Below are 20,466 nucleotides of genomic sequence, written 5' to 3' on the forward strand. Positions count from 1 at the left end.
TTACTCCCAGCGCTCATCGGAGGATCGCCAGCCGTCGTTCGAGTCGGCCGGTGACGAAGCCCGCGCACGCGGCGATCAGCGCGTACGCCGCGCCCGCGCCGACGAAGATCGGGATGGGCTGGGCCTCAAGGAGGTTCACCCGGTTGGCCGCCGCGGTCAGGTCGACGACGCCGACGGCCGCCGCGAGCGCCGTGTTCATGGTGAGCGCGATGAAGATGTTGCCGATCGGCTGCACCACCGTACGCAGCGCCTGCGGCAGGATGACGTGCCGCAGCGACTGGGCGAACGTCAGCCCGATCGCGCGGGCCGCCTCGCCCTGCCCCTTGGCCACCGAGTTCACGCCGGACCGCAGCGCCTCGCCGATGTAGGCGGCCTCATATACGGAGATCACCGCGATGGCCGTTACCAGCAGGTCGGCCTTGATCCCGATCTCCGGCAGGCCGAAGAACGCCAGGACGAGCAGCACCAGCAGCGGCAGGTTCTGGAAGGTCTCCACGTAGGCGGTGCCGAGGGCGCGCAGCACCCGTACCGGGCTCACCCGCAGGGCGGTGACCAGCACGCCCAGTACCGCCGCGCCGAGGAACGACGCGGCGGTCAGCTGGAACGTCACGAGCAGCCCCTGCCACAGCTCGGGCAGGTGGTCGAAGAGGACGGACATCAGGACCCCGGCACGGACCCGATCTGGGGCGGCTGCGGAGCGTCGCCCACGACGACCGTGCCGATGGAGTTCTTCCAGATCTTCTGCCAGGCCCCGGCGTCCTGCATCTTCTTCAGCCAGGCGTTGGTGAACGTCTTGAACTGGTCGTCACCGTGCTTGAGCCCGATGCCGTACGGGTCGACGGTGAAGGGCTTGGTGACGATCTGGATCGACGGGTCCTTCTTGGCGTCGGCGATCAGCAGCGTCTCGTCCTGGACGTAGGCGACGCCCCGGTCCTGCTTGAGCGCCTGGAGGCACTCCGGGTCGCTGCCGAACGTGATGATCTCCGCCTGGGGCGCGAACTTCTTGATCGCGGGGATGGCGGGCGTGTTGGCGCCGGCGAGGACCTTCTTGCCGTTCAGGTCCTCGGGCTTGGCGATGCCCGTCGCGCCCTTCTTCACCGCGATGGTCAGGCCGGAGGTGTAGTACGGCCCGGCGAACGCCACCTGCTTCGCCCGTTCCGGCGTGATCGTGTACGTCTGGAAGACGACGTCCACGGTGCCGTTGGCGAGCAGCGCCTCACGGGTCTCCGAGGCCGAGTTGACGATCTTCACCTTGGGCTGGCCGATGATGTACTTGGCCAGCGCCTTGCCCAGATCGGCGTCGAAGCCCTCGACCTGGCCGGTGGCCGGGTTCTGCTGGGAGAGCAACGGCGCGTCCAGCGAGCCGCCGACGATCAGCTCGCCGCGCTGCTTGATCTTCTCCATGGTGGAGCCGGGCAGGATGTCCGCGGCGGCCGCGACCGGCGCCTGCGCGAGGACGTCGTCCTTCTTGGTCTCTCCTCCGGGCACGGCGGGGCTGCTCGTCTCGCCGCAGGCCGCCAGGCCTAACAGGGAAACGGCGACGACAGCGACAAGTCTCTTCATGACCATCCACTTCCTTCGAAATCGAAGATGAAGCGGAACGTAGTGGCAGATTTCGTACGAAGTCAATACGTTGTCGCAGGAAGTCAGGACATGATATTCCTCTCAGCATGAACCAGCGGCTGCCCGTGAGCGGGGCACAGGGGGACCTGCTGCGTCTCGTGGCCACCGGCCGGGCCGAGTCGCGGGCCGACCTCGCCCGCTTATCCGGGCTGGCCGCCTCCAGCGTCTCGCTCCGGGTCGAGGAGCTGATCTCGCTGGGCCTGCTCGGCGAGGAGGGCTCGGGCACCTCACGGGGTGGGCGGCGACCCAGGCGGCTGCGCCTGTCGCCGTCGGCGGGGGTGCTGGCGGTCGCCGACCTCGGCGCGCACCACGCGCGGCTCGGGCTGCTCGACCTCAGCGGCGCCCCGCTGGTGATCGAGGAGCGGCCCTGCGAGATCGCCCGGGGTCCGGAGGCCACGCTGGACCTCCTGTCGGACGCCTTCGACGAGCTGCTGGCCGTACATGTGCCGGATGACGTGCCGCTGCGCGGGGTGGGGACCGGCATCCCCGGCCCGGTGGACCCGGCCACCAGCCGGGTGGTCACGCCTTCGCGGATGCCCGGCTGGAACGGCTTCCCCGTCGCCGAGCATCTGGGTCTGCGCTACGACCTGCCGATCCTCGTCGAGAACGACGCCAACCTGATGGCCGCCGGCGAGGCCAGGCACTGGCCCGGCTGCGACAACCTCATGGTCCTCAAGGCCGGGACCGGCATCGGCTGCGGCGTGATCGTCAACGGCCACCTGCACCGGGGGCGGGGCGCGGCGGGCGACATCAGCCACGTACGGGTACGTTCCGACTCGTCCGTCCTGTGCGCCTGCGGCCACCCCGACTGCCTGGAGGCGTACGCCAGCGGGGCCGCCCTCATGTCGGCCCTCGCGGACGCCGGGATCACCGTGGCCCGTCCCGCCGACATCGTGAGCCTGGTGGACGACGCGATCCCCGAGGCCACCAGCCTGGTCCGGGGCGCGGGGCGGCGGATCGGCGAAGTGCTCACCGTGCTGGTCAACTTCTTCAACCCGGACGTGATCGCGGTGGGCGGCAGTCTGTCGGCGGCCGAACCGCTGATCACCTCCATCAGGGCGGCGGTGTACGAGCGCTGCCTGCCGTTGGCGACCCGCGACCTGGAGATCGCCCCGGCGCGGGCCGGCCGGGACGCCGCCCTCCTGGGCGCCGGAGCGCTCCTATTGGAGGCGGCGCTGGTTTAGGCGGCCATTCTCGCTCGCGATGCGACACACCCGAAACGCCCGTCACCACGGTGGCGGGCGCTTTTACGCTAACGTACCTCTGATAAATCGGGGTCCCAGTCGTCGCACCATGTGAGGTCCTTTGTCACCCATCCCGTTACGACTCGTTTTCCTCTTCACCTCCGTGCTCCTGATCGCCGGATGCACCACCACTTCGCCACCGGCCGAAACCGAAACCACTAATCCGGTCGCCGAACAACCGGTCCCGCAGAATTCGACGTCAGAAGAAAGTGATGACGACGACGCGGGCTTCTTCGAGATCTGCGTCAACAAGAAGACGCGCCTGCGGATCAACTATCGACCGTGCGACGACGCGCGGCCCGGCACCGCCTGGTATTTCTTCTCGCTGGAGGCCCGGGTGCCCGCCACCGGCTCCAAAGCCAAGCATGGCTCGTTCAAACAGCCACGAGGCGACTCGTACCGAGCTCCCGCCAAGGGCGGCAGCGGCTCGGACGCGATGATCGCCGACGTCGACGACCGCGTGAAGGTCTGCGTGCGAAAGGCGACTCGGATCCGGTTCGCGAACATCAGGTGCGACGACGGCGAGAAGGGATACGGCTGGTATTACATTCGCATCGACGGCACCGTTCCGGCGATGGGCAAGAAAGCCGACGACGGTTCTTTCCGTGAGCCGTACGCGGAGGCGTACAAAGCTCGTAGCAAAGGCGGCGACGCCGCCAAGGCAGCGATCGGTTACGAGGATCCGGACGCCCCGGAGCCCGAGCCCGATGAGGAGGACGGTGACGAGGAGGAATACTGCACCACGACCATCAACAATGAGTGCGTCGCCACCAATGAGTGCACAGAAACGGCGAACGGCGTCTGCACCAAGACCGACGACGGTTATCTCGGTACGCCGTCAAGAAAGTGCCGCAATGTGTGGGCCCGCAAGCACTGGACCCGCCGCTGCTGACGCGCTACTCCTCGCGCACTGGCCTGGGCAGGGTTCCAACGCGAACGGCTTCACCCGCGTTTGATACCGGGTGAAGGGAGTTTCATGGACCCATATGAGGGCTTTCGGGAGTTCGTACGCCTGCGCCAGCCCGCGCTGATGCGCACCGCGTACCTGCTCACCGGCAACAGCCCGCAGGCCGAGGACTTATTACAGACCGTGCTGATGCGGACGGCCAGGCACTGGCGCAAGCTGGCCGCCGATGCCAATCCCGAGGCATACGTGCGCAGGGCGTTGTACAACGAGCACGTCTCCTGGTATCGGCGCACTCGTGGCCGCGTGGAGACTCCGCGCTCCGACCCGCTGGAAGCCGGGCCGGGGCGCGATCCGAGCGACGAGAGCCTGCACCGTCTCGCGCTCCACGAAGCTCTCATGCGGCTGACGCGGCGGCAGCGCGCCGTCCTGGTCCTGCGGTTCTACGAGGATCGCAGCGTCGAGGAGACCGCCGACCTGCTCGGCTGCTCGGCGGGCACGGTCAAGAGCCAGACCAGCCACGCCCTCGGCCGGTTGCGCGTCCTGGCCCCCGAGCTGGCCTACCTGCTCCACGACGTCGAGCCTCAGGAGGCGGTCCGATGACGAGATTCAGCGACGAGCTCCGGCTGATCGCCGACCAGGCATCGGACGGCCCGGCCGACATGGCCGAAAAGGTGCTGCGCGGCACCCGGCGCCAGAGGACGGTCACCCTGGCGAGCGCGGCGGCGGCACTGCTCGCCCTGACCCTGACCGGCGCCGTCCTGATGGGCGGCTCGCCGGGCGGCGGCACCATCAGCACCAAGGTGACGGACGTCCTGCCCGCTTCCGGCGTGGCCCCGGCGAGTCGCGCCTACCACGACTTCTGCGGGCGGCAATGGGAGCCGGGACGCAATACCTCCGCCCTTGGCGACAGAACGTGCGCCCAGTGGCGGCTGGTGACCCGCACCGGCCAGAGTTTCAGGGTGCCGGAGGCCGTGAGCGTCTACAGCGAGCAGAGCGCCAAGAACTACATGAACACATCCGCCCCGCTGGAGATCAGCTCCGATGGGCGGCGGATCGCCTACTACAGCGAGAAGGACCAGCGGTTCGCGGTCCGCGACCTGGACAGCGGCCAAATCTGGCTCTCGCCGCAGACCATCACCAGAGCGGCCATGGTCAAGGCGGGCGGAGTGCTGCAGATCTCACCAGACGGACGCTTCCTCGGCATGAACGGCCCAGGCGGGTCGAACTCGGTCCTCGACGTGGAGACCGGGAAGGTGACGGAAGTTCCGCAAGGCTGGCAGATCCAGCGGGTGCCCAACGGCGGCACCCCGGTGGTCGTGACGAAGGATCGCCAGCTCGGCTTACTGGCCGACGGCAAGGTCAAGACCCTCACTACCGATGCCAAGGTAGTCAACGTCAGCGAACTGTCCCCGGACGGGCGGACGCTGGCCTACCTGGACGCGGGCACGGCCCATAGCGGCCCGGGAGGGCTGAACATCACCCTTCACACCATCTACCTGCCGTCGGGAGAGATCTCGGGCAAGGTCGAGTTGCGCGACACGCCGAAGGACTTTTCTGCCATGCGAATCGGCGGCTGGCTCAGCACCACAGAAGTGGTCGTCGCCGACCGGGCGCGCGGGGCGTGGGGCAAAGCGCCGGAAGACGTGCCCACCCTGGGAGACATCACGTACGGCATCGACCTCACCACCGGCCGGGTCCGCGAACTCGCCAGGTACACCTATCGTGCATGGGCAGGCGACATGTCGATCCCCGGCTTCTGACCGACTCCCCGCAGCCGGTGAACCCCAGGTCCACCAGCATGTACAGCGGCAGGCGGGCGCAGGCGGCAATCGTCCGTAAAGAGCTACTCCTCGCTCAGCGGGTCGAACAACTCATGCCACTTGCCGACCGTGGCGAACACAACGTCCATCGCGGCCAGCGCCGCATCACGCGTCTCTCCGTAGGCGGTCGTGCAGTCGCTGGCCACGTACGGGTCGAAGCCGCGCTGGTCGGCGGAGCGCACCGTGGTCTCCACACAGACGTTGGTCAGGATGCCGGCGACGAGCAGCCGCTTGATCTCCAGGCCGCGGAGCAGTACCTCGAGGCCCGCTGTCAACACTTCGTCGACGGATGCGCTCGGCCAGGCGAGAGGCTGTTCTGCTCCTGCCTAGTCTGCCGTGAGTCCGCGGTTCTTGACCGCCTGCACGGTTGAGTAGCCACTACTCATGCTGTACCGCCGCAAGGTCCTCATCGTTGGGCGCATGCGTCATCCACCACATTTCAGCCGATTGGTTGTCATCCCGCTGGTCGTGCTCTGTCTCATCGCGCTCAACACGGCGATCGTCTCGGTGGCCAGTGCCGCCACGGACGTCACCATCACGCTGACCATCAACCACGTCCAGCAGCACGAGAACCCGGACGACGACGGCGGGGACGGCGACTACTTCCCCGAGATCCGCATCGGCGACGGACCGGGCGATCCCGTCCTGCGCAAGCCGTACGTGCAGGACGACATCTTCGACCCCAGCACCTTCCCCGACCCCTGGATCTTCACCAGGACGATCTCCGTACCCGATGACAAGTTCACCGTGCCGGTGCTCATCAGGCTGTGGGACTACGACGACGGCACCAACTTCGGCGACGATCTCATGGACATCAGCCCCGGCAACCAGGACGACGAGCTGAACCTGGACTTCGACCTCGGCACACGCTCCTGGCGCGGCGTCGCCGACGGGATCACGCCGAGCCAGGGCCGGATCACCGGTGACGGTGACCCGAACTTCCCCGAGGTCAACGACGGCGTCGCGGCCACGATCGGCATCGACATCAAGGTGGATCCCGCCACCCTTCCCGACACCGACGGGGACGGCATCTACGACGTCGTCGAGCGGTTCGGCATCAGGGAGGCGGACGGCACGATGCGCTACGACCTGGCGGCGATGGGCATCAACCCCTGCCGCAAGAGCGTCATCGTGACCATCGACTACATGACCTCGCCCGCCGAGAACCACAAACCCAAATCCGCCGCGATCGCCGAGGTCAGGAACGCGTTCGCGAACGCGCCGGTCGATCCCGTGCGGCCCTGCCGGTACGCGGGGGTGCCCACCCCGGTCGGCGTGGACTTCATCTACATCGAGGGCAACGCGATCGCCGAACAGGCCACAATCGGGCTCGACAACGACTTCCGCAGGTTCCGGACAGCCAATCTCAGCCCGCTGCTGCGTCCCTACGCCCACTACGCGATTGCCGCTCACGACCAGCCCAACGCGGCCGGCGTGTCCGGGGTCTGCTGCGACGACGACAAGGACTTCCTGATCACGCTCGGCTCCTGGCGCACCCTGTGCGTCGCGCCCGGGACGAACGGCGTCATCGACACCAAGCTCGGCGGCGACGACGTGCTGCTCGGCACCAACGAGATCGACGTCGGCACCAATGGCGACTGCGAGAGCAAAGTCGACACGACCCTCGTCCCCCGCCCCGACGACGAGCAGGTCCTGCCTCCGGGCACCGGCCGGGACAACGCCCGGGTCGGCACGGTCCGTGACCAGTCGGGCACGATCATGCACGAGCTGGGCCACGCCCTCGGACTCGCCCACGGCGGCAGCATCCGCACCAATCACAAGCCCAACTACCTCAGCGTCATGAACTACTCCTTCGACCCGGGCGGCATCCCGATCGCCCCCGGCCGCGACCCCGCCCGCCGCCTCGACTACTCGCGCGAGGACCTGCCCGACCTGGACAGGACCGCGCTCAACGAGTCGATGGGCATCCAGGACGGCACCGACCTCACCCGCTGGCTGGACCCGATGCGCAACGAGAGGTTCGGGCCGGGACGAGGGCCGCTGAACTGGAACGCGAACTTCGACACCGCCGGCCAGCCCATCATCGACCCGGCGACACCGCCCCTGGCCGTGGACATCAACGCCGACGACGACGTCTGCGTGCTGGGCGGCACGAACGGCCTCAACAGCACCGTCAACCCGAACGACGTCCGGACAGGCGACGACATCCTGGCGGGCGGGGACAACACCTGCCAGTCCACGCCCAGTGGCGGCGACAGCGGGCGGGAGACGGTCCTGACCGGGCACGATGACTGGGCCAGCCTGAAGTTCAAGGGCGCGGCCATCACCGGTTCGGGGCCGGAGATCTCGTTCCGGCAGGTGGTCAGCTCGGAGCTGGCGCGGCGTAACTTCTACGAGCCCGACGTCACGGTCGCCAAAACCGTCGACAAGGCGACCGCGCTACCCGGCGACACGCTCACCTACCAGGTGAAGACCAGCAACATCGGCAAGGGCCGCGCCGCCGCGGTAAGCCTCACCGACACCCTGCCCGACGGCACCGCGGTGAACCGGGCGCTGCCGGAACTGGCTGCGCAGGCCTCCCACACTGAGACCTTCACCTACCTGGTGCCCTGCACCACGGCCGACGCGACCGACCTCACCAACCGGGCCACCGTCACGGCAAAGAACCTGGCCGAGGAGCCCGAGACCGACACCGCCAACAACAGCGACTCCGCGACCACCCGGATCAAGGCCCCGAAGCTGACGTTGACGGCCACCGCCACCCCGACGGCGAACGCGGCCGAGGCGGTGACCACCAAGCTCACCGCCGCCAACACCGGCAGCGCCACCGCCACCGGCGTCACCCTGCAGTACACGCTCCCCGAGGGCGTCTACTACAGCACCGCGCTCGACCAGGGCACCGGGCCGCGCCCGACGAACGTCAACGGCCGGATCCTGACCTGGAACCTGGGCACGGCGGACGCCGGCGCCGCCAAGAGCGTGGAGTTCACCACCCGCTCCAGCCTGCTCACCGAGGGCGGCACCCGGCTGACCGGCCAGGCCAAGGTCACCTACGGCAACGCCAACGGCTGCGCCTACGACCCGGTCTCGGCCTCCAGTACCTCCACGGTCACCGAGGCGGCACCCAGCCGTAACCCGCAGATCTCCACCATCTGGGCGAGCCTCCCGGCGACGCGCACGGCCGAACTGCTGGCCAGGGTGCAGGCCACCGACACCCGCTTCGACACCTCCCCGGCCGACGGCCGACTGACCCAGCAGGAGGTCAACGACACCTTCCGGCTGCCGCTGCTACAGCCCGGAACCCTCAAGGCCGAACTCCTGGCCACCTACCTCAACCTGGCCGACCGCCGGATCAACGCCGCGACGGCCGTCTACACCGTGACCATCGAGCGGCTGGGCCTGCGGACCGTGGGCGACGCCGCCCGCCACGCGCAAGCCACACTGCCGCTGCCACCGCTGAGCAACGTGGTCGCCTTCACCGACACCACGCTGGCGCTTGTCGAGATCAACTCCGGCATCGCCGAACGCTACTGATCCACCGGCATGGCCCGGCCTGCGAGGCCGGGCCATGCCGGCTGGCTGGCCGTCCAAGGCCGCAACAGCCTCCAGAGTGCCCTGGCGATCAACGCGAGTGTGGTATCTGGTGGTACTCGCCTGGTGGCAAGTACCGTGACCCAACAGTGGCGCCTTGGCGCCCGTCTCGAGACTCAGTCGGTGCGGAACTGGTCGGCCGGGTAGACCCCGAGGATCTTCACGTCCGTGGTGAAGAACGCCAACTCCTCCAGCGCGTTCTTCAGGCCGGGATCCTCGGGGTGCCCGTCGACCTCGGCGAGGAACTGGGTGGCCGCGAAGTGGCCGCCGACCATGTAGCTCTCCAGCTTGGTCATGTTGATGCCGTTGGTCGCGAACCCGCCGAGCGCCTTGTAGAGCGCGGCCGGCAGGTTGCGGACGTTGAAGACGAACGAGGTGACCACCGGGCCCTCGCCGCGCGGTGCTTGCACGAAGTCGGGGCTGAGCACCACGAACCGGGTGGTGTTGTGCTCCTCGTCCTCGACGTCGCGGGCGAGGATGTGCAGGCCGTAGATCTCCGCCGCGAGTGGCGGCGCGATCGCCGCCTGGGTCGGGTCGTCCGCCTCGGCCACCTCGCGCGCGGCGCCGGCGGTGTCACCGGCGATCATCGGCACCAGGTCGTGTTCGCGGATGATCCGGCGGCACTGGCCGAGGGCATGCACGTGGCTGTGCACGGCCTTGATCGTGTCCAGGGTCGCACCCGGCGGCGCCATCAGGTTGAACTGGATGCGCAGGAAGTGCTCGCCGATGATGTGCAGGCCCGAGGTCGGCAGGAAGTGGTGGATGTCGGCGACCCGGCCGGCGATCGAGTTGTCGATCGGGATCATCGCCAGCTCGGCCTCGCCGTTCTCCACCACCGCGAACACATCCTCGAAGGACGCGCACGGCACCGTATGCCAGTCGGGGTAGTGCTGCTTGCACACCAAGTGGGAGTTCGAGCCGGGCTCCCCCTGGTAGGCGATACGTCGTGCGGTCACCCCAGCAGTGTCCCATGCAGCCGGGCTCGGCTGCATGGCCTCCCCGGGGGTCGATACTGGTGGAACAGTCGTTGGCGGCGAGAAGAATCGTGATTCTCGTTGTGGCGCTGAGCTGGTTGAATGCGAAAGGCCCAGGCGGTCAGAGACCCACTGACGCGAGGACACCATCCGGGAAACACCGCCCCGACGCTCCGCGTGGCGCGGGCCAGAACGTCGCGTCCCACCAGTTCGGCTGTCGCCGACCAGAGGTCACTGCGGATCCGGTGGGCGTGCACACGCAGCCATTCCCTTTGTGGCAGCGGTTTGCCCTCCGCCTCCCGATCGAGGTCAAGGAAATTGAGACGGAGGAGCCAACGGACCTGCCAGGACGCCGACGGGACGAGATTCATCTCCCTGATGATCAGCGCGCGCAGGTCATCCTCGTCCAGCCCCGGATGTAGGCCAGCCGGCCGCCTCAGACGCCGGGTCGAGGACGCGACGCAGTCGCTGATGATCGTCCAGAGGCAGGCGTGGGTGTCTCCATCTGAGCCGAGGCCGCCAAGCCATCGCTCCGACGATCAGGCAGGTAGCACCTGGTTAACGCCGGTACATCCCCCGCATCAAGCCCCTTTATCGCGAAATTTCGGGATAAAGGTAGGGGGGTTAGATCGCGTAGTCGTCACGCGAGAAACGAGTCCTTGGCCATCCGGCGTACCCGGGGCTCGTCGATGACGTGCCCCAGCCCCGCCTGCGTCAGCGGCACCGCCACCACCCCGCCGTTGGCCCCCACGATCGGTGTCACGATCTGGTTGTTGCGCGGCGGCTGCGTCACGTCGCACGGCAGCGTGCATCCCGGCAGGCTGGCCAGCGCCACCGTGGCCGCCCGGGCCAGTCCGGCGCCCTGTCCGCCCGCGCACTGGATGTCCCAGCCGGCCGCGGCGGCCCGGTCGTGCGCCCGGCGGGCCTCGCTGAGCGACGGGAAGGCGGTGGGCCGCAGGATCAGCACCCGCGCGGCCCGCAGGGTCAGGTAGTCGTCGAGCTCCGCCGACGAGCGCACCTCGACCGCCACCGACGCCGCCACCTCGTCCTGCAGCGAGGCGTGCGCGTAGACGTCGCCGACGGGGAAGGGCCGTTCGATGACCTCGATGCCGTACGAGTCCAGCGCCGCGAGCTGCCCGCCCTCGGAGTAGGCGCAGCCGCCGTCGACGGCCAGCGTCAGAGCCGGATAGGCCAGGCGTACGGCCCGCACCGGCTCGACGTCCCAGCCGGGCCGCACGTCCAGCGTCACGTGGCCGTAGCCCGCGCAGACCTGTTGGTTGACCCGTGAGACCAGGCTTTCGAGTGATGGGTCGGGTTCGAGCCGGACGGTGGCCACCAGGGAGGTGCGGGTGCCGCCGATCGCCTCGGCGAGCGGCACGCCCCGCATCCTGGTCCACAGGTCCCAGCAGGCCATGTCGACGGCCGGGTCACCGCTCAGGACGGCGTCGGGGTGCTCCCAGTCGACGCCGATGAGCTGGGCGGCCAGCGACTCCTCCAGCCGGGCCCAGGTCTTGGGCTGGGGATCCAGCGCCTCACCCCAGCCGGTCATGCCGGCGTAGTCGGTGAGCTTGACGAGCAGGCTCTCCGACCGCCTGCCATACGGCAGGACCAGCCGGAAGACCTCTAGCTCCCGCACTCGCGGCATGTACCCCCCTCTGCGACGAAGCTAAGAAACGACTCCTTCCAGTGTGCCTGCCTTCGTGTGCTGGGCAAAACGCGGGGCGATGACGGCGGCCAGTACGGCGAGGGTGAAGGTGAAGGCGAGGCCCACCAGATAGGTCTCGCCGGTGGCGGTGAACAGGGCTCCGGTGATCGCGACGGCGACGACGGTGAACACGGACTCGCCGACGCCGAGGGCCGCGGTGTTCTGGCCCGCCTCTCCGGGCGCGGACATCTCCAGCACCAGTACGGACACCGTGGGGTGCAGCGCGCCGATGCCGAGCCCGGAGATGGCCATGGCCACGTACGCGAGGGCGATCGGCACGGAGTCGATCAGCAGGAGCGACATCAGCGCGATGCCGGTGGCGACCATGATGGCGCCACCGCGCAGCGCGGCCAGGTGGCTGATGGCGCCGCGGCCCTTGATCCAGGATCCGGTGGACCAGCCGAGCGCGCCGACGGTCAGGACGATGCCGGCGCCGGTGGGCGTCAGGCCACGCTCGCTGATCAGCATGAGCGGGATGAGAACCTGGGCCGCCACCAGCGAGCCGTAGGCCAGGCCGCGCAGCACGGGGGCGCTCGGCAGCCCGCGGGCGGCCCGGAGCGAGCCGCGGGGCAGCAGCCTGGGCAGGGACACGGCCAGCAGGACGATCCCGGCCGCGAGCAGGGGCAGGCCGCGGAGCTGGAGCGCGCTGCCGTACTGGATCAGCGCGGCGGCGACGGCGGTCAGCGTGGCCCAGACCAGCTTGCGCCCAAGGCCGGGGGCGGGCTCGGCCTCGCCGCCGCGCAGGCCCGCGCCGGCGGTGCCGCGCCACAGAAGCAGCGCGCTGGGCACGACGATCAGGGAGACGCCGAGGAAGATCCACCGCCAGTCGGCGTTCTCCACCACGAACCCGGCGATGGCCGGGCCGACCATGGACGGCACCACCCAGGCGGCCGAGAACAGCGCGAACACCCTGGGATGCATCTCACCCGGATAGACCCTCGCCACCAGCACATAGAGGGCCACCTGGATCAGGCCCGCGCCGAGCCCCTGGATGAACCGCCCGGCGACGAACACCTCCATGTTCGGCGCGAACCCGGCCACCAGCAGCCCCGCCACGAAGCCCGCCACGCCAGTGGCTACCGGCGGCAGCGGGCCCTTCACGTCGCTCCACCTGCCGCCGAGCACGGTGGCGATCACGCTGGCCGCGAGGGTGGCGCTGAAGGCCAGGTTGTACAGGTGCATGCCGCCGAGCTCGCGCGCCACGACGGGCATCGCCGTCGCCACCGCCATCGCCTCGAACGCCACCAACATGACGAGCGCCACCAGCCCCACGCTGAGCGCCCGGTACTTCGCCGACACCACACTGACGGGAGGTGCTTCAAGAGTTGCGGTCATGTCCGGCAAACTATGCCGAACCCCCTGCTCAGCACATCGGGCGCCAGCCCTAGGCCCTTGGGCTTAGGGAATCCGGGGCCCGCGGGCCTAAGGCACCTTAGGGCCTGCGAACCTAAGGCATCCGGGCCGCGAGACCGTCGATCATCAGATCGAGGCCGTACTCGAAGCGCGCCCGCCCGTCGTCGGCGATCAGATCGTCGACGTGCACGGCGATGTGCGGGAACCGCTCGGCGGGCAGGGCGCGGTAGTGGCTCTCGATGTGGCCGACGAACGACTTGAAGTATTCCTCCAGGCCGAGACCCGTGACCCGCATCCTGCCGAAGTGCAGCGAGCCCTCGAAGGCGTCGCCGGTGATGTAGAGGGAGATCCGGTCGACGGCGAGCGAGGCGTCACGCGGCGCCATGCCCGCGTCAATCAGCAGGCCGAAGACGTATTCGGCGATCCGCAGCGCGTTCGGGCCGAGGGGGATGCTGGCCAGCGCGGCCCTGGCCACGTCGGCGTGGCTGCCCAGGACCCGGTGGCACTCGATCGCGTACTCGCGCAACTGCTCCTTCCAGCGGGCCGGATCGGGTTCGGCCAGGTGGATCTCGCCGAGCACCCGGTCATAGATGAGCTCCAGGAGCTCCTCCTTGTTGGCGACGTGCGCGTAGAGCGAGGCGGGGCCGGTGTCGAGCTCCTGCGCGACGCGGCGCATGCTCAGCCCGTCGAGGCCCTCGGCGTCAAGGATCCGCAATCCCGTCTCGACGATCAGATCCTGGCTCAGCTGCCGCCTGAGCTGAACCGGCTTACGCGCCTTGCGCCACGGCGGGGTCGGGACGTTCTCGCTGCTTCCCATGACGAACACTGTACTTGACACGAACGCTGTTCGCCACTAAAACAGTGTTCGTAGCGAACAGTGTTCGTAGTAAAAAACGGTGTTCTACCAAGGAGTCCTCATGACCGTCACCGCCCCCCAGGCGGACTCGGAGGTCCAGCCCTACCGCTGGCGCTGGGTCGCGCTGTTCGTCATCCTGGCCGCCGAGGTCATGGACCTGCTGGACGCGCTGGTCACCTCCATCGCCGCACCGACCATCCAGAAGGATCTGGGCGGCTCGTCGAGCCTGGTGCAGTGGCTGGTGGCCGGTTACACGCTGGCCATGGCGGTCGGCCTGATCACCGGTGGCCGGCTCGGCGACCTCTACGGCCGCAAGCGCATGTTCGTGATCGGCGCCCTGGGCTTCACCGCCGCCTCATTACTGTGCGGGATCGCCGCGAACCCGGAGATGCTGATCGCCGGCCGAGTTGTGCAGGGCCTGTTCGGCGCCGTGATGCTGCCGCAGGGGCTCGGCCTGATCAAGGAGATGTTCCCGCCGCGGGAGATGGGCAAGGCGTTCGGCATGTTCGGCCCGGTCATGACGATCTCGTCCGTGGGCGGCCCGATCCTGGCCGGTTGGCTGATCGACGCCGACCTGTTCGGCACCGGCTGGCGCATGATCTTCCTGATCAACCTGCCACTCGGGCTGGCCGCCGCGCTGGCCGGGATGCGGTTCCTGCCGGAGTTCAGGCTCTCCAACGCCACCCGGCTCGACCTGGTCGGCATGCTGCTGGTCTCGGCCGCCGCGTTCCTGCTGATCTTCCCGCTCATCCAGGGTCGCGAGCTGGACTGGCCCGTCTGGACGTTCGTGTCGATGGCCGCCTCGATCGTGTTGTTCGCCGTCTTCGGCCGGTACGAGAGCCGCCGTGCCGCTTCCGGAAAGGACCCGCTGGTCACGCCGAGCCTGTTCCGCAAGCGCGCCTTCACCGGCGGGCTGGTGGCCGGGCTGGCCTTCTTCTCCGGCATGATCGGCCTCAGCCTCGTCTTCACCCTCTACACCCAGGTCGGGCTCGGCTACAGCCCGCTCAAGGCCGGCCTCACCGGTCTGCCGCAGGCCATCGGCGGCGTGATCGGCTTCGGCCTGGCCATGTCGGGCCTGCAGGAGAAGCTCGGCCGCGGCCTGCTGCAGATCGGCACCGCGGTCATGGCCGTGGGCGCGGGCGTGCTGGGCCTGACCATCCACCTGGTCGGCACCGACGTCAGCCCCTGGCAGCTGTCCCCCGGCCTGGCCTTCGTGGGCATCGGGATGGGCCTGACCATGGCGCCGTTCTTCGACATCGTGCTCTCGGGCGTCGAGCCGCACGAGTCCGGCTCGGCGTCGGGCACGCTGACCGCGACCCAGCAGCTCGGCGGCGCGCTCGGCAGTGCCCTGCTCGGCACGCTCTTCTTCAACCTGCTCAAGAGCCAGTGGAGCTTCGGCTCGGCGATGCAGGTCACCATCTGGGTCGAGATCGGGCTGCTGGTGCTGACCTTCCTGCTGGCGTACCTGCTGCCGCGCAAGTCCAGTGTGGAGCAACCCGGGCACTGACCGCCTGCTTCTGAAACCCACCTGCTCTAAAGGGCCGCGACCTGGTGTCGCGGCCCTTTCACCACGTTTCAGGAACCCATGCCGATATGTCGTTCGGCCCACTGGGCGATGTCGCGGCGTTCGATCGCGGCGGCCATCAGGTCCGGGAACGCGTCGGGCGTACACGCGAAGGCCGGCACCCCCATCGCGGCCAGCGCGGCGGCGTTCTCGTGGTCGTAGAAGGGCGCGCCCTCGTCGGACAGCGCCAGCAGCACGATCACCTGGACGCCCGCCTGGGTCATCGCGGCGACCCTGCGCAGCATCTCCTGCCGCACGCCGCCCTCGTAGAGGTCGCTGATGAGGATGAAGATCGAGTTGGCGGGCCGTGTGATGAGACCCTGGCTGTAGGCGATGGCCCGGTTGATGTCCGTACCGCCGCCCAGTTGGGTGCCGAACAGCAGCTCGACCGGATCATGCAGCTGATCCGTCAAGTCCACCACCGCCGTGTCGAACACCACCAGCGACGTCTTGAGCGACCGCATCGAGGCCAGCACCGCGCCGAACACGCTCGAGTAGACCACCGAGGCCGCCATCGACCCGCTCTGGTCGATCGCGAGCACCACCTCGCGCTGCACGGACCGCTGCCTGCGCGCGTAGCCGACGAGCCGCGAGGGGACGACCGTGTTCTTCTCGGGCAGGTAGTTCTTGAGGTTCGCCCTGATCGTCCGGTCCCAGTCGATGTCGGACACCCGCTTGGGCCGGTGGGTCCTGGCCGAGCGGTCGAGCGCGCCGGTGACGGCGGCCCTGGTCTTCTGGGCGAGCCTGCGTTCGAGCTCCTGCACGACCCTGCGCACCACCGCGCGGGCCGACTCGCGCGCCTGGTCGGGCATGACCCGGTTGAGCGCCAGCAGCGTGCCGACCAGGTGCACGTCGGGCTCTACGGCCTCCAGCATCTCGGGTTCGAGCAGCAGCCTGGTGAGGTTGAGCCGCTGGATCGCGTCCTTCTGCATGACCTGGACGACGGTCGAGGGGAAATAGGTTCTGATGTCGCCCAGCCACCGCGCCACCCGGGGCGCCGAGGCGCCTAGGCCGCCGTCGCGGTCGTACACGGCGGCCAGGGCCCGATCCATGTCCGCGTCGGCGCCCTCGAGCCCGCCGCCGCCCGCGCCTGCTTGGCGGCCCGCGCAGATGCCGTCGGCGTCGCCACCGCCCAGCACCAGCCGCCACCTGCGCAGCCGCTCGTCCATACGCTCAGTCATGCTCTCTCCCGCCGATTCGCGCTCTCCTCAAGATCGCCAGTGCCCTCGGGCATGTTCTCTCCTGCAGGATCACCGGCACGCTCAGCCATGCTCCCCCCCGCCGATCCGCGCTCTCCCCAAGATCGCCAGCACGGTTCGCTCGGCCGCCGCCGCCCGCTGTTCGTCCACGGCCTGCTCCCCCGCCCGCCCCGGCCCCTCCGACCGCTCCGCCGATCGGACACGCTCGCCGATCGCCCGGCGTTCGGGTGCGGCGAAGCTCCCGAACGTCCGGCGGAGCAGCGGCAGCACGTCGACGAACTGCTCGCCGTCCAGCCCGGTCAGCCAGGCGTCGACCAGGCCGAGCAGCCTCGGGTCGTGCACCAGCAGCAGCCCGCCGCCGCCCAGGAAGCCCTCGATCCAGGAGGCGGCCCTGGTGGGCGCGTGGCCCCGGGACATCGCCCGCGACATCCGATCGTCGGCGTCGTCGAGCTCGCCGGCGTCGAGCAGGATCCTGGTCAGTCGTCCCTCGATCAGCCCGTGCAGGTCGGGGCGGTCACTCATCCCACGCAACGTGACCAGCCACCGACTACGCGGCGACGCCGCCTGACGGGATGTCGGCGCCGTCGGCTCCTGCTCGATGGGGTCCTCCGGCGGTGAGCCGGTCGGCTCCTCTGACATCAGTGCGACGGCAGTGTGTACGGCGTCGACGCCGCTGAGCAGTGCGGCTGCCGCCTCGTCGTCGAGGCCGGTGACCGCGACGGGCAGGCCGACGCAGATGCGGTCGAGCATCGACCGGACGATCACCGCCAGGCCCTCGGCCGAGGTGCCGCGTACGTCGCCGTAGCGGTGGGCGCGAACCATCGCGGGCAGCGCGCCCATCAGATGAGTGACGTCGGTGTCGAGCGCGGCCTTGGCCGAGAGGGCGGCCAGGACCTCGGGCAGCGCCTCCGGCAGGTCGGCCAGCAGGCAGCGTTCGACCAGCCCGCTCAGGTCGGCCAGTGTCACCGACGCTGCCGAGGCGAGGTCGCGGGCCCGCTGGGCAGCGGCGAAGGCGACCGTGATGCCGAGGGCCGCCGCCTCGACGAGCGCCAGGTCGAACTCCGGCCGCCACTGCAGCGTCCACGTCTCCCTGAACGTCCCCTTGCCCCTGGCCTGCCCGAGCACCCCCCACTCCACGTCGAGCAGCCGCAGCCGGTGCAGCAGGTGGCTGCGGTCGAGGTCGAGCGGCTTGCGCAGGTCGAGCCCGAACTCGCGGTCCAGCGCCTCGGGCTTCAGCTTGAGCCGTCGCTGCTGCTCACGCAGGTCGCGCTGGAGCGGCACCATGGGCGTGCCGTCGGAGACATGGCCGAGCCGGTCGCCGACGACCAGGCGCCGCTGGATCAGCTCCACCGCCAGGTCGTCGCCCTCGCACAGCACCGCCCTGGCCGCCTCGGTGACTTCGCCGAGCCCGGCCAGCGGGCGTCCGCGCAGGGTGGCCAGGCTGTGCGCGAGGCGTACGGACTCGATGACGTGCGCGGACGACACCGCGAGCCCTTCGTCGCGGAGCACCGCCGCCGCTCCGGCCAGCCACCGCTCCACGGGCCGGTCGGGCGCGGTGAACAGGTGGTGGTACCAGCCGGGCGAGGAGATGCCCGCGCCGTAGCCGCTCCACGAGGCCAGCCGCCCATACGTCCACGGCACCCACGTCAGCTGCGCCTTCACCTTGGGCAGGCCACGCAGGAGAGCGTCGTCGGCCTTGGCCGGAGGCAGCGGGGCGGTCAGGGCGGGGACGTGCCAGGCGCCGCAGATCACCGCGATGCGGTCGTGGCCCTGTCTGATGGCGGTGCGGAGGGTCTTGCGCATGTACGCCTCGCGCCGGGCCTCACGTTCGTCGGGCTCGTGGCCCTCACGGACGGCGGCCATGGCCTCGGCGATCACCTCGAACGGGGTGTCGCCCCGGTGCTCGACGACGTCCTCCCACCAGCGCTCGGGATCGTCGTAACCGGCTGCGGCGGCCAGGGTGCCGATGGGATCGACCCGCAGACGCTCGGGGTCGGAACCGGGCCCAGGCTTGGGATCCACTTCAGGGCCGGGCCCAGACTTGGGGACCGCTTCAGGGCCGGGCCCAGACTTGGGGACCGCTTCAGGGCCGGGCCCAGGGTTGGCGGCCCGAGCGCCAGGGCTGTCAGCGTCAGGGGCGTCGGGGCTGTCGGCCTCGGAAGTGCCGGGAGTGACGGCGCCGGGGGTGTCAGGAGCGATGGCGTCGGGGCTGTGAGCGTCGGGAGGGTCGGCGTCGCGGGTTTCGGCGCTGGGCGGATCGGCCAGGCTGTGGGCGGCCGGGAGGTCGCAGAACCGTACCGGGATGCCGGCCGCCGTGCCGTACAGGATGGCCTGCCATTCGGGCGAGAACCCGGCGAACGGCCAGAAGGCCGCGCTGGACGCCTGGCCGGGCACGTGTGCGAGCAGCGCGACCGGCGGTTCGAGCTCGGGCGCGAGCGCGACCAGCGCGTCGGCCTCCGGCGGTCCCTCAATGAGGATCAGGTCGGGACGGAGGCGTTCGAGCTCCGCCCGCACGGCGCGCGCCGAGCCGGGGCCGTGGTGCCGGACACCCAGGATCGAGACGGCCATCAGAACCACCCGTGGATACCCCGGCGTTCGAGCCGGAGAGGAATCGGGAGCGGGAGGGCCCTCAAGGGCCTGAATGTGCCCTGAGGTTCACCGTTCAATGGTGCTCTCCTGACTCGTGGTGTAGCCGTAGCCGTCGGCTCTTTGGAGCAGGCGGATGTGTTTGTGGTTGATGCCTTGGCGGGTGCCGGTCGCGGTGGTGATGTTGAAGGAGCCTGTGGTGCGGACGGCGACGCGTCCGGTGTGGACTCCGGCGTGCTTGCCTTTGGCGAGGGTGGCGCGAACGAGGTCGCCGGTGGCGAACCCGTGGACGTGCTTGATTCGGGGAAGTCGCAGACGGGGGAACCCGTACCGGTCGGTGCGGGTTCGGCCGTAGGTGCCGCGTCCGGTGGCCTTGACGACCAGGATGCGGTCTGGCCATCCGGTCACCTGCGCGAGTTCGCCGACGTGCAGGGCGTCCAGGGTGTGGGACTTCGGCGCGTTCGTACGGGAGCGGTTCCATTTGGTGCGCCCGCCCGATCCGGTGGCCACGGGCAGAGTCGTCGCGGTCAGTGCCCGCCACAGCGCCCAGCGGGTGGCGTTGACCGCTGCGGCGTCTCGGAGCGGGGCCTGGGCCTGCTTGAGGATGCGCGCCAGCAGCGCGGGCTTGCTGCGCAGGAACTCTTCGACGGGCGTGGTGTTCTTGGCCTGGTTGCACGGCCGGCACGCCAACGTCAGGTTGGAGATCCGGTCGGAGCCGCCGCGCGCTTTGGGGTGGATGTGCTCGACCTGCAACGGCGTACCCGCCATGCCGCAGTAGGCGCAGGTGCGGCCCCATTTCTCCAGCAGGTATTGGCGGGCCTCGTATCCGGCCAGTGTGCCCTGCTGGTATTCGATGCCTTCCAGGGGCTTGCCCGCCGAGATGGCGTGGGTGTCGAAGGCGACGCGTTCGACGTGGATGGCGCGCACGGGTGCCCACCGCCTCAGCCGGGCCAGCCACGACATGGTGGTGTCCAGGCGGTGCCGCAGAGACGGCGCGAGCCAGCCCTTGGGCCTGGTGCGGTTGCGGAATCGAGGCGCGCGGTAGCGCAGCTTGCGCGACCTTCTGCTGCGCCGGTAGTTGGA

The 20,466-nt window shown here is 69.5% G+C and carries 16 protein-coding genes; 6 read left to right on the plus strand and 10 right to left on the minus strand.

Features of this window, described 5'->3' with window-relative positions; translation table 11 throughout:
- Nucleotides 1–13: 13 nt before the first annotated feature.
- Both ACIBO2_RS44100 and ACIBO2_RS44105 read right to left on the minus strand, forming a co-directional pair.
- A complete protein-coding gene (locus ACIBO2_RS44100) occupies nucleotides 14–658 on the minus strand; it encodes an amino acid ABC transporter permease (RefSeq protein ID WP_358556152.1) in 645 nt (214 codons plus the stop codon).
- On the minus strand, nucleotides 658–1,563 hold the full coding sequence (locus ACIBO2_RS44105; RefSeq protein ID WP_358556155.1) for a glutamate ABC transporter substrate-binding protein: 906 nt from the start codon (nucleotides 1,561–1,563) through the stop codon (nucleotides 658–660). The genes ACIBO2_RS44100 and ACIBO2_RS44105 overlap by 1 nt, the downstream gene beginning before the upstream one ends.
- A 107-nt stretch (nucleotides 1,564–1,670) precedes the next feature.
- Here ACIBO2_RS44105 and ACIBO2_RS44110 point away from each other — a divergent pair, with 107 nt between their 5' ends.
- The 4 genes from ACIBO2_RS44110 to ACIBO2_RS44125 all read left to right on the plus strand — a co-directional run bounded on the left by ACIBO2_RS44110 (nucleotide 1,671) and on the right by ACIBO2_RS44125 (nucleotide 5,534).
- On the plus strand, nucleotides 1,671–2,807 hold the full coding sequence (locus ACIBO2_RS44110; protein ID WP_397304158.1) for an ROK family protein: 1,137 nt from the start codon (nucleotides 1,671–1,673) through the stop codon (nucleotides 2,805–2,807).
- Between the two features lie 163 nt (nucleotides 2,808–2,970).
- Complete coding sequence (locus tag ACIBO2_RS44115; protein ID WP_397304159.1) at nucleotides 2,971–3,759, plus strand: hypothetical protein; 789 nt, start codon at nucleotides 2,971–2,973, stop codon at nucleotides 3,757–3,759.
- Nucleotides 3,760–3,843: 84 nt separating this feature from the next.
- Nucleotides 3,844–4,374 carry a SigE family RNA polymerase sigma factor gene (locus tag ACIBO2_RS44120; RefSeq protein ID WP_358556164.1) on the plus strand — a complete coding sequence of 177 codons (531 nt, stop codon included), beginning with the start codon at nucleotides 3,844–3,846 and terminating at the stop codon, nucleotides 4,372–4,374.
- On the plus strand, nucleotides 4,371–5,534 hold the full coding sequence (locus ACIBO2_RS44125; protein WP_358556167.1) for a hypothetical protein: 1,164 nt from the start codon (nucleotides 4,371–4,373) through the stop codon (nucleotides 5,532–5,534). Before ACIBO2_RS44120 ends, ACIBO2_RS44125 begins: the two co-directional genes overlap by 4 nt.
- An 83-nt stretch (nucleotides 5,535–5,617) precedes the next feature.
- Here ACIBO2_RS44125 and ACIBO2_RS44130 read toward each other — a convergent pair whose 3' ends face one another.
- Entirely contained in the window at nucleotides 5,618–5,869 is a 252-nt protein-coding gene (locus ACIBO2_RS44130; protein WP_358556170.1) for an isochorismatase family protein, read from the minus strand.
- 145 nt (nucleotides 5,870–6,014) lie between these two features.
- On the opposite strand from ACIBO2_RS44130, the gene ACIBO2_RS44135 reads away from it, so the two are divergent.
- Entirely contained in the window at nucleotides 6,015–9,089 is a 3,075-nt protein-coding gene (locus tag ACIBO2_RS44135) for a CARDB domain-containing protein (RefSeq protein ID WP_397304160.1), read from the plus strand.
- Nucleotides 9,090–9,262: 173 nt separating this feature from the next.
- Here ACIBO2_RS44135 and ACIBO2_RS44140 read toward each other — a convergent pair whose 3' ends face one another.
- The 4 genes from ACIBO2_RS44140 to ACIBO2_RS44155 form a co-directional block, all read right to left on the minus strand.
- A complete protein-coding gene (locus ACIBO2_RS44140) occupies nucleotides 9,263–10,102 on the minus strand; it encodes a prephenate dehydratase (RefSeq protein WP_358556175.1) in 840 nt (279 codons plus the stop codon).
- Between the two features lie 658 nt (nucleotides 10,103–10,760).
- Nucleotides 10,761–11,765 (minus strand): enolase C-terminal domain-like protein, encoded by a 1,005-nt coding sequence (locus ACIBO2_RS44145; RefSeq protein ID WP_358556177.1) that lies wholly within the window; start codon nucleotides 11,763–11,765, stop codon nucleotides 10,761–10,763.
- Between the two features lie 21 nt (nucleotides 11,766–11,786).
- Nucleotides 11,787–13,160, minus strand: a complete 1,374-nt coding sequence (locus ACIBO2_RS44150) for an MFS transporter (RefSeq protein WP_358556179.1) — start codon at nucleotides 13,158–13,160, stop codon at nucleotides 11,787–11,789.
- Between the two features lie 112 nt (nucleotides 13,161–13,272).
- On the minus strand, nucleotides 13,273–13,995 hold the full coding sequence (locus ACIBO2_RS44155) for a TetR/AcrR family transcriptional regulator (protein ID WP_358556181.1): 723 nt from the start codon (nucleotides 13,993–13,995) through the stop codon (nucleotides 13,273–13,275).
- Between the two features lie 100 nt (nucleotides 13,996–14,095).
- Between ACIBO2_RS44155 and ACIBO2_RS44160 the strand changes: the two genes are divergently transcribed.
- On the plus strand, nucleotides 14,096–15,541 hold the full coding sequence (locus ACIBO2_RS44160; RefSeq protein WP_358556183.1) for an MFS transporter: 1,446 nt from the start codon (nucleotides 14,096–14,098) through the stop codon (nucleotides 15,539–15,541).
- A 68-nt stretch (nucleotides 15,542–15,609) separates the two neighbouring features.
- On the opposite strand, the gene ACIBO2_RS44165 is transcribed toward ACIBO2_RS44160, so the two are convergent.
- The 3 genes from ACIBO2_RS44165 to iscB form a co-directional block, all read right to left on the minus strand.
- The gene (locus ACIBO2_RS44165; RefSeq protein WP_358556185.1) at nucleotides 15,610–16,779 is read right to left on the minus strand and encodes a VWA domain-containing protein; all 1,170 of its coding nucleotides are present in this window, start codon (nucleotides 16,777–16,779) and stop codon (nucleotides 15,610–15,612) included.
- An 81-nt stretch (nucleotides 16,780–16,860) separates the two neighbouring features.
- Nucleotides 16,861–19,365 carry a DUF5682 family protein gene (locus tag ACIBO2_RS44170; RefSeq protein ID WP_397304161.1) on the minus strand — a complete coding sequence of 835 codons (2,505 nt, stop codon included), beginning with the start codon at nucleotides 19,363–19,365 and terminating at the stop codon, nucleotides 16,861–16,863.
- 87 nt (nucleotides 19,366–19,452) lie between these two features.
- The coding region (gene iscB / locus ACIBO2_RS44175; protein ID WP_397304162.1) for an RNA-guided endonuclease IscB at nucleotides 19,453–20,466 on the minus strand (1,014 nt) is incomplete at its 5' end.

This window comes from Nonomuraea sp. NPDC050022 (assembly GCF_044460705.1).
In the GTDB taxonomy this organism is placed as follows: domain Bacteria; phylum Actinomycetota; class Actinomycetes; order Streptosporangiales; family Streptosporangiaceae; genus Nonomuraea.